This is a genomic window from Corynebacterium sp. HMSC064E07, assembly GCF_001815745.1.
In the GTDB taxonomy this organism is placed as follows: Bacteria; Actinomycetota; Actinomycetes; order Mycobacteriales; family Mycobacteriaceae; genus Corynebacterium; species Corynebacterium jeikeium_D.
In genome coordinates this window covers 163,267-175,907 of record NZ_KV821813.1, presented here as the reverse complement: position 1 = coordinate 175,907, position 12,641 = coordinate 163,267, and the positions used below count along the sequence as shown (strand labels likewise).

General features: G+C 58.4%; 11 protein-coding genes. 6 read left to right on the top strand and 5 right to left on the bottom strand.

The annotated features are described in order from the left end of the window. Window positions 1–3: 3 nt before the first annotated feature. From HMPREF3053_RS05235 to HMPREF3053_RS05220, 4 genes are all read left to right on the top strand, one after another. Window positions 4–774: an energy-coupling factor transporter transmembrane component T family protein gene (locus HMPREF3053_RS05235; RefSeq protein ID WP_070549499.1), complete on the top strand. Its 771-nt coding sequence runs from the start codon at window positions 4–6 to the stop codon at window positions 772–774. Window positions 775–793: 19 nt separating this feature from the next. Further along, window positions 794–1,309 (top strand): nucleoside/nucleotide kinase family protein, encoded by a 516-nt coding sequence (locus tag HMPREF3053_RS05230; protein WP_070767385.1) that lies wholly within the window; start codon window positions 794–796, stop codon window positions 1,307–1,309. Then, a complete protein-coding gene (locus HMPREF3053_RS05225; RefSeq protein ID WP_070767384.1) occupies window positions 1,309–2,154 on the top strand; it encodes a YdcF family protein in 846 nt (281 codons plus the stop codon). Before HMPREF3053_RS05230 ends, HMPREF3053_RS05225 begins: the two co-directional genes overlap by 1 nt. Before the next feature lie 107 nt (window positions 2,155–2,261). Beyond that, a complete protein-coding gene (locus tag HMPREF3053_RS05220) occupies window positions 2,262–3,446 on the top strand; it encodes an acyl-CoA dehydrogenase family protein (RefSeq protein ID WP_016422383.1) in 1,185 nt (394 codons plus the stop codon). Window positions 3,447–3,866: 420 nt separating this feature from the next. On the opposite strand, the gene HMPREF3053_RS05215 is transcribed toward HMPREF3053_RS05220, so the two are convergent. The 5 genes from HMPREF3053_RS05215 to HMPREF3053_RS05195 form a co-directional block, all read right to left on the bottom strand. Beyond that, window positions 3,867–5,099, bottom strand: coding sequence for an amidohydrolase (locus tag HMPREF3053_RS05215; RefSeq protein ID WP_070429525.1), 1,233 nt, complete (start codon window positions 5,097–5,099; stop codon window positions 3,867–3,869). A gap of 82 nt (window positions 5,100–5,181) precedes the next feature. Beyond that, window positions 5,182–5,679: a hypothetical protein gene (locus HMPREF3053_RS05210; RefSeq protein WP_048732907.1), complete on the bottom strand. Its 498-nt coding sequence runs from the start codon at window positions 5,677–5,679 to the stop codon at window positions 5,182–5,184. Between the two features lie 107 nt (window positions 5,680–5,786). Then, the gene (locus tag HMPREF3053_RS05205; RefSeq protein ID WP_070767383.1) at window positions 5,787–6,398 is read right to left on the bottom strand and encodes a suppressor of fused domain protein; all 612 of its coding nucleotides are present in this window, start codon (window positions 6,396–6,398) and stop codon (window positions 5,787–5,789) included. Between the two features lie 30 nt (window positions 6,399–6,428). Further along, window positions 6,429–7,073: a ribonuclease FAU-1 family protein gene (locus HMPREF3053_RS05200; RefSeq protein WP_070767382.1), complete on the bottom strand. Its 645-nt coding sequence runs from the start codon at window positions 7,071–7,073 to the stop codon at window positions 6,429–6,431. Window positions 7,074–7,170: 97 nt separating this feature from the next. Then, on the bottom strand, window positions 7,171–7,863 hold the full coding sequence (locus HMPREF3053_RS05195; protein WP_016422388.1) for an Rv1157c family protein: 693 nt from the start codon (window positions 7,861–7,863) through the stop codon (window positions 7,171–7,173). Between the two features lie 635 nt (window positions 7,864–8,498). Here HMPREF3053_RS05195 and typA point away from each other — a divergent pair. Further along, complete coding sequence (gene typA, locus HMPREF3053_RS05190) at window positions 8,499–10,412, top strand: translational GTPase TypA (protein WP_016422389.1); 1,914 nt, start codon at window positions 8,499–8,501, stop codon at window positions 10,410–10,412. An 82-nt stretch (window positions 10,413–10,494) separates the two neighbouring features. After that, window positions 10,495–12,639, top strand: coding sequence for an ABC transporter family substrate-binding protein (locus tag HMPREF3053_RS05185; protein ID WP_070767381.1), 2,145 nt, complete (start codon window positions 10,495–10,497; stop codon window positions 12,637–12,639). Window positions 12,640–12,641: the final 2 nt, after the last annotated feature.

The window sequence follows — 12,641 nt, the reverse complement described above, 5'->3', positions numbered from 1 at the left end:
GCCATTTCGAGTAAGCAGCCTTTCCTCGCGACGGTTAACCCGGTGGCGAGAGTACTGGGCCTATTCTTGCTCACCACGCCGCTGCTGATTTCCATCGACTGGGTCTCCGCAGTGGTCGCGCTTGTCTGCACGCTTTTCTTGGTGCCGCTGTCGGGTTTGGGTTTTCGTCGTTTTCTAGGACGCAGCCTGCCACTTCTTATCGCCGCGCCCATCTCGGGCATCTCGATGGCGCTCTACGGCAACCCGGAGGGCAAAGAGTATTTCTCCTTTCTGCTTGCGCATGTGACGGATAATTCCATTTCCCTGGCCATCGCGATCATGTTGCGTGTGCTGGCTATCGGTACTCCAGTTATCGTGCTGACAGCCAATATCGACCCCACCGATCTGGGCAATGGGCTGGCGCAGATTCTCAAGCTGCCCAGCCGGTTTGTGCTGGCAACGGTGGCGAGTCTGCGACTCGTCGGCCTATTCATCAGCGATTGGCAGGCGCTGACCCGAGCCCGTCGCGCACGCGGTTTGGGTGACCACGGCGCAATCCGCCGCACTATTTCTCAGGTGTTCGCTCTGCTGGTGTTTGCGCTGCGCCGCGGCACCAAACTGGCTACGGCCATGGAAGCCCGCGGCTTTGGCACACCGATTAAGCGTACGTGGTGGCACACCTCGACATTGGCCACGCGTGACTATGCCACCATGGCCGCCTGCCTTGCCATCGCCGTCGCAGCAATCAGTATTTCCGTGTGGGCCGGGGAGTTCCGCTTCCTGGGCGTAGCGTAGCAAAGGCGTTTCAATCACGATGATTCTGCTTATCGACGGCCGTTCCGGCAGTGGCAAAACCACCTTTTCGGCAAAGTTGCACAGTATCCTCGGTTGGCCAGTTATCCACTTGGAGGATGTATATCCGGGCTGGTCCGGTCTGCAGAAAGCATCGGCCGCAGTTGCGGAGACCATTTTGAACCCCGCGCTACCGGCCGATGAGCGCGGGTATCGCCGGTGGGACTGGTACGCCAGTGAATTCGCCGAGTGGGTCCCCACGCCACCGGACTCCTCGCTCATCGTCGAAGGCTGCGGCGCTGTCACTGAAGCTAACCTTGCCGCTGCCCGCGCCATCGGCGACGGCAACGCCTGGGGAGTCTGGGTAAAGCTGGACACGCAGACTCGATTTGCCCGTGCCATGGCTCGCGACGACCACTTCGAGGAACACTGGGACATGTGGGCTGAGCAGGAATCCCAGCATATGGCGAAGCACAATCCGCAACAGCTCGTCGACTGGACCATCAACGTCCCAGAACAGTTAACGTGGAAGCTCTGATGAGAAAAACACTCGCGTGCCTCGGTGCAGGCTTCGGTTCCATGCTCTTCGTCGGCGGACTACGCGTCGCCGCTAGTTCGGAGCTACGCCCACCACGCCTGCCCAATCGCAGACCTCCGCGGTGGGGTCTTCCCACAGTAGGTGCCGCGTGGATACTGGCCAGCTGCCGCGCCTACTACGCTCGCGCATCGCATCGCTTGACGACGCCCCTGCTCGCCGGCCTCGCAGTACCAGGAGCCGCAGCGATCGTTTTCGAGGCCGTTCGTCTTCGATGTGCAGCCAAAAAACCAACTCTGCCGCCACACACCGTGGTTGTACTGGGATGCGGATTGAAGAACAATCGGCCCTCGGCCCTGCTGGCCAGAAGATTACAGCGAGCAGTCTCAGCGTGTGATGAGCGTACCGAGCGAATCATCTGCTCCGGTGGGGTCGGCAGTGAAGCGGTGACAGATGCCACCTGCTCCGAAGCGGACGCCATGGTGGAGTGGTTGGAGGCGAACGCTGGGGACGTCGTAAAGCGTGGCGACATCGAGTTGATCCCCGAGGACCAATCGACGAATACGTCGGAAAACATTGACTATGCGTGCGAATTGATGCGCGGCATGGACGGTGCGTTGAGCGCTGGAACGGTTGTTGTGACCAGTGATTTTCATGCGCCACGGGTAGCGAAGCTCATGCGCGAACGGGGGCTGGAACCCTGGTGTGTCGTCGGCGCCTATACGCCGTTGAGGTACTGGGCGACATCGCTGCTGCGGGAATTCCTCGCGCAGTTTATTCTGTGGGCGCCGAGCGGCAACGCGAGAATTTTACGAATTTCGCGGGTAGAGCGAAGCGTTAGCCACTAGTATCGAACGAAGATAAATACGTCGTGCGGTGATAGTGCTGCGTAGAAATGCGTAGAGCGCGATATCGAACACGACATCGGAATCATTAAATCGGGAGGAACACCCACATGGCTTTGACCCCAGGATTCGACCTGTTCCAGCTGCCAGAGGAGCACCAGGAGCTCCGCGCCGTTATCCGTGATCTGGCGGAGAAGCAGATTGCTCCGTACGCAGCGGACGTCGATGAGAACGAGCGTTTCCCGGAGGAGGCCCTGAAGGCTCTTAACGAGGCTGGCTTCAACGCCGTCCACGTGCCGGAGCAGTTCGGTGGCCAGGGTGCGGACTCGGTTGCGGCCTGCATTGTCATTGAGGAAGTTGCTCGTGTCTGTGGCTCGGCTTCTCTTATCCCGGCTGTGAACAAGCTGGGCACCATGGGCTTGATCCTCAAGGGCTCCGACGAGCTGAAGAGCAAGGTTCTGCCGGACATCGCCAACGGTGAAATGGCTTCCTACGCACTGACTGAACGTGAGGCTGGTTCGGATGCCGGTTCCATGAAGACCCGCGCGGTCCGTGAGGGCGATGAGTGGGTCCTCAACGGCTCCAAGTGCTTCATCACGAACGGTGGCCGCTCCACCTGGTACACCGTCATGGCTGTCACCGACCCGGAGAAGGGTGCCAACGGCATCTCTGCATTCATGGTCCACAAGGACGACGAGGGGTTCCGCGTCGGTGGCCTGGAGCACAAGCTGGGTATCAAGGGTTCCCCGACCGCGGAGCTGTACTTCGAAAACTGCCGCATCCCGGCTGACCGCATCATCGGCGAAGAGGGCACCGGTTTCAAGACTGCCCTGGAGACCCTGGACCACACTCGCCCGACTATTGGTGCACAGGCACTGGGCATCGCGCAGGGTGCGTACGACTACGCCGTTGGTTACGTGCAGGAGCGTCAGCAGTTCGGCAAGCCGATCGCTGCTTTCCAGAACACCCAGTTCATGCTGGCTGACATGCGTATGAAGATTGACGCTGCTCGTCTCATGGTCTACACCGCAGCCGCTAACGCTGAGCGTGGCACTGCTGAGGGCGGCGCTCGCCTGGGTCTGATGGCCGCAAACGCCAAGACCTTCGCCTCTGACGTTGCTATGCAGGTCACCACTGATGCCGTGCAGCTGCTCGGTGGTTACGGCTTCACCCGTGACTTCCCGGTTGAGCGCATGATGCGTGACGCCAAGATCACCCAGATCTACGAGGGCACCAACCAGATTTGCCGCATGGTCGCAGGTCGCCAGATCCTCGCAGACGCACAGAAGCGCTAATCACCAGCGCAAACTCTAAGCCCTCGCTACCAAGTACCAAGGCGGGGGCTTTTTCATGCCGCCGCGTCACTCAGAATTCGTCTATTAACCCCAACGCGCGCTAGTGACTGCGTTTATGGTCGGCGGCGGTGGGGCGATGCGAGTTACTGACTGCGTTTATGACAGAAATGGCCCGAAAAACGGCTTCAAAGTGTCATAAACTCACACAGTTTCACATTTGCAGCCCGTAAATTTTGCGTTAAGTAGCAAGAAGCGTGTCCAATCGGCGTGCACCGGGGTCTACTTTTCTCTTAACCCCCGGTTTTTCGGCCGTCCCGCACGAGCACCGCACGAGTCCCGCACGAGCCCCGTACGAGTCCGGCACTACACCATCCACCAGCTCGCCAGCAGCCGCACGCATCAGCCTCGCTGATCACACCCTCATTTCGCCAACCAAGCACAGGCCGCTACAACGATTGCCTCTGCTCCCCGGTCAAGAGTGGGTTGGAGGTCAGGGGCGAAAGCTGGGTTGTGGTTGCCAACAGCGCTGCTCTCATCCGCGAAACCGCCGAGCCCCCAGTACGTATATGGCACGCCAAGCGCATCGGGGATGATTGAGAAATCTTCAGAGGCGGGCACTGCGTCCAAGTCGGAGACTTCTTCACCGAAGTACGCGTCGAATGCCTCACGCACAGTATTCGTGGCATCCCCGTCATTATTCGTGAGGGGATAGCGGTCGTAGTAAGTGAACTGCGGGTCTTGAGGGCTGCGGGCAGCAACGCACTCTGCTCGTACAATGCGCTCGATTGCCTCTTTGAGGTGTTCGGTCACGGCGCTGTTGTAGGCACGAGTGTTGATGAGCAGCTCTGCGGAGTCAGGAATGATGTTGGACTTAGTTCCCGCTTGAATCGCACCAACGGTCACCACTGCGGTCTCGGTGGCCGCTACCTCACGCGAGACAATCGTCTGAAGACGCATCACAATGGTGGATGCCAAGACAACGGGATCGACACTGAGCTCCGGCATGGATCCATGGGAGCCATTACCGTACACAGTGACTTTGACCGAGAATGCAGAGGAGAGAACTGGCCCCCGGCGAGTGCCCACATAGCCGCCGGGCAAGCTAGCTAGTACGTGTTGACCGAGATAAACATCGGGACGCGGAATAGCCTTCTCCAGGTCTGCCGCCAGCATTGCGCGTGCACCTTCGGCGGTTTCTTCAGCGGGTTGGAAAATACCGATGAATGTGCCAGACCACTGATCAAGGTTTTCGTTGAAAGCCTGCAGCGCTGTGAGCAAAGACATCAGGTGGAAGTCGTGGCCACAGGCGTGGGCGACGGGGACCTCTGTGCCGGTCTTTTCATCAATCTGCGTTGCTGTGGAGGCGTAGTCTTTGCCGGAAGTCTCCTTCACCGGTAGCGCATCAATGTCTGCGCGCATAGCCACAATCGGCCCGGCACCGTTCTCAATAATGGCAACGACGCCGGTGCCTCCGACGCGATGTGTGGAAATACCCGAAGATTCGAGCTCCTGAATAATCCGGTCCGCAGTGCTGTGCTCCTGCATGGAAAGCTCAGGGTGCTGGTGGAAATACTTGTACAGTTCCTCGCGCTGGGACTGGGTGGACGCGAGACCATTCAGAATCTTTCTGGCGCTCTCAGTATTAGTGGGCATACCTAAAATGTACGCCGACCTAAAGCGGACGGTGGAGGCCCTGGAAGGCATCCCCGTCCCGCCCCAAACCTCTAAGAGCTGCCTACGTCGTCACAAAGAACTTCTGGTTACGCTCGCCGCGGTAGGACTGGGCGGTTGCAGTTGCGGCGATGATAGAGGCAACAATCAGCAGGCCAGCTGTAATCAAACCGAGCGCCGACGAGTCTCCGGAGCGTACCTGGGAAATCGTTCCGACCAGCGTCATTGATGCATTAATGACAAAAACTGCCGCCGCCACGGACAGCACCGTGCGCGCTGCAGTCGATCCTTCAAGGAGTTTGCCAGCAAGCCACCAGCACGCAATCGCCGTTGCCGTCTGCGCGAGAATCGCAAACGCGAAGCTCACGGCCAAGCTGGTCTGTGCAGCAGAAACCTCGATGTTGTTGGCCTTTGCCGCTTCCGTAACAGTCGCATCCCATTTCAATAGGGAACTGACCACGGTGAGGATTAGCGCTGGGACGTAAACATATACCGCCAGCCGCCACCACCGAAAGGACTGCGCCGCATGGAAAGGAACGTCTTTAGCCGAATTGACTGCCATAATTCCATACTCTAAACCACGCTGTCGCGGCGCGAAACGTCACTGCTAGGTTGCACTTATCGCTTGCCGACGAGCAGATAACCGGCAACCACCACAAAAGCTAACTTCTATACAGCGCTGGTGCGGTGCGGGTCGGTGAAGTCGACACCTTGGGTTTCCCACACGCGACGCAGTTCGTCAACGCCCTTAGCGCGAGCAAGGGCAAATTCGTTGGTCGTGGCCGGGACCGGCTGGAAGATTGTGACTTCGGTTTCCTCCACCGCGACCGGCGGGATTTCTGCCTTGAACAGCACAAAACCGGTGAAGCGCGACTGATCCCACAGTGGCTGGCCGAAGTCAATAAGTGCCCCCTCGGTCAGGACGAGGCCTTCGATGCTTGGGGAAGCGGCAAGAATACCCAGCGGGCGGATGACTTCGTCCAGTCCACCACGAATAGGCAAGATGAGTTCGGCACGCGGGCCAGAGTTGGTGTCCACCACCATTGCGGACGGATCTTGCATCGCCTCGGCACTGCAACCCAGTGTTGCATAGGTGACAATCCGGTCTGTGTCAGGTCCGAAGCGCAGCATCTTCAGTGGCGCAGAGCCAAGGAAGGTCAGCTGGGCTTCGCCGGGGTTGGACTCTTCAAAGTAGGAGGAAAATGCTGCTCGGACGGCTTTGATAATCGCATTGCTATCAGGGCCGGTGGGAGGAATGGGGCCGGTTAAGTTATCGAACACGGGCGGTACTCCTTTGTTGAGGTGGTCGGTCTAGGCCGCAGGCGAAAGCTCAACGGCATCAGCCCACGTCGCATCGAGGTGCAAAGTCTGCATCCACGCATCAATGTTGTCACCGTGTGCAGCGATTGCGGCGCGTGCAGTCAGTGTGGTCTCGATAGCGAACTCGGTGAGTTCATCGCTAATCAGTCCCTGAGTATGAGCCGCGACGAGCTCGTCGACATCTTCAACTCGAATCTGTGTGGCCGCATCGACGGGTAGGGGAGCTATGGCCTCAGAGTCGGTCGGTGCCTGCAGGATGTCGAGGTACAAATCGGTCATACGCCAGCACTGCGGATCAGTCCGGTCGATGCTGACAATATCGACGTAGCGTTGGTGTTCTACCTTCACGCCCGGGCGGAAGTGATAAATGCTGATGCGCAACCCTTCGTCGGCAAGCAGGAATGACTCTAGATATCCAAACTTTGGATGATCCATCCCACGGCGCATATAAAGGCGGCTGGGTGTGAGAGTTCGGAACTCATCGACATTGCGCTGAAAGCCCTTGGGGTCGGTGTTGACCATTTCACGTAGGTCAAAGGTCTCGACTTTCGGAGGATGTGTGTCCTGACTCGAGCGAATTGGGGAGAGTGCAGGAGCTGCCGCGGTCGAAGCCGAAGTGGCCGGTGAAGTGGACATGCGAATACCTTAACGTGTGGGGGCTGCCTTTTTGGGCATAGAAAAGCCCTTTCTGCATACGTGATGCAAAAAGGGCTAGGGGGAGAACTAGAAAAACTTAGTTCAGGCCGACCGGGAAGACACCGGCGGTCGGAGTGTAGCTGCAGTTGGTCGGACCAGGCTCTTCCTGAGTGGTGATACCGCCCTGCATGACAGCGATGACCACGCCCTTGCCCGTGTCAGCGGTGCCGTTGACAGCGCCCGGGCCCTCCTCGGCGTTGATGCCGTTGTTCTCCAGGGTGGTCTTGCCGTACTTGCCGTTAGCAACGTTGACCCAGTAGACATTCATCTCTGTGTCCTGCTGCTTAGCCAGCTGCTTGGTGCCCAGGCCAGTGAAAATGAAGCCAAGCTGGTTTTCTGGAACACCTGGCAGAGGCAGGTCTGCCGGGCCCGGAACGGTAGTGGCCAGGCCGAAGGAACGACCTTCGCCGCCGATGCACTTGTCGGCAACAGTAGGCAGCAGGAACTGGTTGGTCTTCGGGGCACCTTCCGGAACCTTGAAGCCCGGCTCGCCCTCGCCCTCACCAGTCAGGAAGTCAATTCCCTTGTTCAGTGCGCTGGAAATTTCCTCAGGAACGCCTGGGGAGTTAATGATGTCGCGCGCGTTGCCGTAGAGATTCGGCGAAGCGATGTTCAGGGAGTCCAGCGACGGGGAAGCAGAAGCGGCGGGAGTCATGCCCGCAGTGAGAATTGCAGCTGCACCCAAGGTCGCTGCGGCACGGCGCAGGAAGGAGCGTCCAGTCGAAACCACGGTGAAGAACCTCTCATTCGTGGGCTATTGGAGTCGGAATCAAAATTTCGGAATCGTTGCTCATCTTAGAACGACTCCAACGTGAAATGGAAAGATTTGAAAAAGAAATGTTCAGAATCTTCTCAGGAGATTAACGCACGGATTCCCGTGTGTCGCAAGTTAATTAGAGTGATTTTTGATGTAGAACGAGATGATTGTGAAAATTGAGGCGAAATGTGTATGTATGGGGTTAATGGTGTTTCGCAGTGTGTAAGCGGGTGAAGTCAAGTCTCATCCCGTGGGGTTACAACTATGGCATTTGGTCACATCTATCACATGGTGGGCTGAGAGATTGCCGTCGTGAAGCGTTGTGGCGCTGGCGGATATGCCGTTATGGCTGTCGGTAAAGCGGGGGTGCAGTAAGGGGGTAATTTATCCCTAAGGGTGGCGCGGCAGTGCCACTTTGCATGACGGATAGGTGCTCGGGGTTGCGAGAATCTCTGCCAGATGTGCAGGGGCATTAAGAAGGAGTACACTGTAGAACGCTTTATTACGCGTTGATGCGGGGCGTTAAAGGCAGTCGTAAAGACAGTCCTTTAGAGCAAGGCCGTATCTTTTTCTTTTAGTCCTCTTAGCTTGTTAGGAGCTATCCGCCTGTGAGCGATACCGAGTTCCGTAATGTCGCCATTGTCGCACACGTCGACCATGGCAAGACCACTCTCGTGAACGCCATGCTGGAGCAGTCCGGCGTTTTCAGCGACCACGAAGAAGTTGCAGACCGAGTGATGGACTCTGGTGACCTTGAAAAGGAAAAGGGCATCACCATCTTGGCGAAGAACACCGCTATTCGCCGAAAAGGTGAGGGCAAGAACGGCGAAGACCTCATCATCAACGTCATTGACACCCCTGGTCACGCCGACTTTGGTGGCGAGGTGGAGCGCGCACTGTCCATGGTTGACGGCGTCGTGCTGTTGATCGACTCCTCTGAAGGTCCGCTGCCGCAGACCCGCTTCGTCCTGGGCAAGGCGCTTGCTGCCTGCATGCCGGTGATTATCGTGGTCAATAAGACTGACCGCCCAGATGCACGTATCGACGAGGTTGTCGAGGAAGCACAGGATCTGCTGCTCGAGCTAGCCTCCACCCTGGAAGACCCGGAAGCTGCTGAGGTCGCTGAGCGCAACCTTGAGCTGCCGGTTCTCTATGCCTCTGGTCGTGCCGGTAAGGCTTCTACCGAGAACCCGGGTAACGGCAACTTGCCGGAGTCTGAGAACCTGCAGCCGCTGTTCGACGTCATCACCGAGGTGCTCCCGGAGCCGTCCGCTGAGATTGATGCCCCGCTGCAGGCGCAGGTTACCAACCTGGACTCCAGCTCCTTCCTCGGTCGAATTGGTCTGATTCGTATCCATAAGGGCCGTATCCGCAAGGGACAGCAGATTTCGTGGATTCATTACGACTCCGAGGGCAATGAGCATGTCAAGAATGCGAAGGTCGCGGAGCTGCTGCGTACCGTCGGCGTGACCCGCGTACCTGCTGAAGAGGCCATTGCTGGTGACATCGCCGCTATCTCCGGTATCGACGAGGTCATGATCGGTGACTCTCTCTGTGATGCCGAGCATCCGGACCCGCTGCCGCGCATCCTGGTCGATGAGCCGGCTATTTCTATGACGATCGGCGTGAACACCTCGCCACTGGCAGGCCAGGGTGGTGGCGATAAGCTGACCGCTCGTATGGTCAAGGCCCGCCTGGACCAGGAGTTGATTGGTAACGTCTCGCTGCGCGTGCTGCCGACCGAGCGCCCGGATGCCTGGGAGGTGCAGGGCCGTGGTGAAATGGCGCTGTCCGTTCTGGTTGAAACTATGCGTCGTGAGGGCTTTGAGCTGACCGTCGGTAAGCCGCAGGTTGTTACCAAGACCGTCGACGGCAAGGTTCAGGAGCCGTACGAGCACCTGACCATCGATGTTCCAGAAGAGCACCTGGGTGCTGTCACTCAGCTGATGGCGGCTCGTAAGGGGCGCATGGAGCAGATGGGTAACCAGGGCACCGGTTGGGTGCGCATGGAGTTCCTCATTCCGTCCCGCGGTCTGATTGGCTTCCGCACTACTTTCATGACGGAGACCAAGGGCACCGGTATCGCCAATCACTACTCGGCCGGCTACGGCGAGTGGGCTGGTGAGATTAAGGACCGTCCGACAGGATCGTTGGTGGCTGACCGTACCGGCCAGATCACCGCTTACGCACTGATTCAGCTTTCTGACCGCGGCACCTTCTTCGTCGAGCCGGGTGACCAGGCTTACGAGGGCATGGTCGTTGGCCAGAATCCGCGTGATGAGGACATGGACATCAACATCACCAAGGAAAAGAAGCTGACCAATATGCGCGCAGCCTCGGCTGATGCGACCGTGACTCTGGAGAAGGCGCACAAGCTTTCCCTCGATGAGGCTATGGAGTTCTGTGGCGCTGACGAATGTGTTGAGGTCACCCCGGAGGGCATTCGCGTACGCAAGCAGATCCTCAGCGCCACCGATCGCGCTCGCGCTCGTTCCCGCGCGAAGGCCATGAATAAGAAGTAATTCGGGTTGCTAGGGGACTGGGCCACCTGAAAACCAGTCTCGGGGTAACTGACTCGGCCAGGTGTCGAGTAATCTCGTGGATATGTTTATTCGCAGCCGTCGTCACGCAGCTTCTCGTCGATTTTTCGTAGCATCGACACTCTGCGTGACGGCGGCTTTGGCGTCTTCGTGCATGGCTCGCCCGTCGGACGCTCCGACTGTGCCCGGGCAGCAGGAAGTGCCGGTGCAGCAGGAAGACACCGCTGACCAGGCTAAAAAGATGCGTGAAGTCACGGTCGGTGTCGACGAGTTTGTCGAAGGCTTCAATCCGCATTTGCTTGCCGACGTCTCCCCGGTGACCAGCCTGGTAGCGCGACTGACACTGCCTAGTGTTTTCACCCCTGCGCCGGTAGAGGGCGAGGCTGGTGACGCTAGTGCCTCCGCGCAAGCTCCCGGAGTGGTGGATAACGCTGCCAACGCTCGCTCGGCAGGAGCTCCCCAGTGGCTGCTCAACTCCGACTTGCTGGATTCCGTGCAGGTCATCGAGAGTGATGACAGCAAAGACGGTGACGCCAGAAACGGAGCTGGAAACGGAAAAGCGGCCGATGTTGACATCACGGATCCGACGGTAGCGGCAGAGCATGTCCGCTACCGCATTCGAAAAGGGGCGCAGTGGAGCGATGGCACGCCAATCAGTGGCGAGGACTTCCGCTACCTATTTTCCCAAGTCACGTCCACGCCAGGATCGCTGGATACGGCGACTTATGAGCTGATTAAATCCATTGATGTCTCCGATGGTGGCCGTCAGATTGACGTGACGTTCACTCAGCCGATTACGCATTGGCAGCGCCTGTTTGCACATCTCTTGCCAGCGCATTTGATGCGGTCGAACACTGATGGTTTTTCCGAAGGGCTGGCCAGCCGTTTCCCGGCCTCCGGTGGGCAGTACACCGTCGAGTCGATGGATGTCGGCCGCAACATCATTCGACTGGTTCGAAATGACCGCTACTGGGGTGAGCAGCCAGCAGCCTCGGAGGTTATTACGCTGCGTGCCATGCGTAGTGCCATCGATGGTGCGGAGCAACTGCGTTCGAAGCAGATCCATGCCGTGCAGGTCCGTCCGACGGAGACCTCTGAGCTGACGTACGGTCTGGTCCCCGGTGTTGCTGAGTTCTTCCATGAGCCGAACCGGGAACTGGTTTTCAGTACCAATCTCGCGTCGAGCAGGCTTGCCGACGAATCCGTCCGCCGGGCCATTCTGAGCACCATCAACGTTGCAGAGGTCTCAGAGGTGGCCACCGGGCGCCGAATTGCGGGTGGTTCTGGTGACGGTGGTGACCAGGAGCGATTCGAGACACCACAGGCTGGTTTTACTGAGGACAATCCGCTACGAATTGGCATCATCAGCGACGGTATAGCGGCACGCGCTGCGGCTTTTGCGGTCGCTGACCAGTTGACTGCAGCTGGTATCCCCGCCACCGTTGTTTCGTATTCTCCGGCGGACATGCTGCGGTCTTCGTTGCCCTACGGAACTGTCGATGCCGTGGTGGCATGGGCAGAGCAGCCCAGTTCTGTCCAGGCGGCCCGGGAACGCTATGTGTGTACGGAAGGCTCGGTCAGTTCGCTGCCGCCGAAGGACCTGGACGAAGCGGGCGCAGAGTCGGCTGCTGAGTCTGAGTCCGAGTCTGATTCTGAGCTCGTCGATAGTTCGACAAGGCCTGCGCCAAGTGGAGATCGGGAAAAGAGTGCTGAAGAGCAGGGCTCGTTGGACGGGACAACACCATCTGAACAGTCCAAATCTTCTACCTCAGCGGAGCCGGCTGACCTAAATGGAGTACCAGTTGCTCCGAAATCGGCTGCTCGGAGCGAGAATCTCTCCGGTCTTTGTGACCCACAGATTGATGAGCTGCTCGCTCCCGACAGTTCTGCGTTGCCCGCTGAACTCGCCGATATCATTGCTGGCCACAGTATCGAGCTGACCTTGGTGAAAGACGGCTTGCTGACGGTGGTCAGCCCGGAAATTACAATTACCGGGAGGAGGGACTCTTCGCAGTGGACCGATGACCCAGTGTTGGGCCGCCTCGGTGTTCTGGGCGAGGTTCGCCGTGTCTCGACACAGAGTGGGGCTCGAGAATCGTCTGAGAATTCTCAGACGAGAGATAATCCGCGCGAAGATACAGAGCAGGACGGTTCGGGTCAGAACCAAGATGGCCGCGATAACATCGACCAGGAGAACAAGGGGAAGTAAGA

Bases quoted from the DNA above. Each gene is read 5' to 3' on its own strand.
- HMPREF3053_RS05230 (WP_070767385.1), top strand. From the start codon at position 794: ATGATTCTGCTTATCGACGGCCGTTCCGGCAGTGGCAAAACCACCTTT.
- HMPREF3053_RS05225 (WP_070767384.1), top strand. From the start codon at position 1,309: ATGAGAAAAACACTCGCGTGCCTCGGTGCAGGCTTCGGTTCCATGCTC.
- HMPREF3053_RS05220 (WP_016422383.1), top strand. From the start codon at position 2,262: ATGGCTTTGACCCCAGGATTCGACCTGTTCCAGCTGCCAGAGGAGCAC.
- HMPREF3053_RS05215 (WP_070429525.1), bottom strand. From the start codon at position 5,099: ATGCCCACTAATACTGAGAGCGCCAGAAAGATTCTGAATGGTCTCGCG.
- HMPREF3053_RS05210 (WP_048732907.1), bottom strand. From the start codon at position 5,679: ATGGCAGTCAATTCGGCTAAAGACGTTCCTTTCCATGCGGCGCAGTCC.
- HMPREF3053_RS05200 (WP_070767382.1), bottom strand. From the start codon at position 7,073: ATGTCCACTTCACCGGCCACTTCGGCTTCGACCGCGGCAGCTCCTGCA.
- HMPREF3053_RS05185 (WP_070767381.1), top strand. From the start codon at position 10,495: ATGTTTATTCGCAGCCGTCGTCACGCAGCTTCTCGTCGATTTTTCGTA.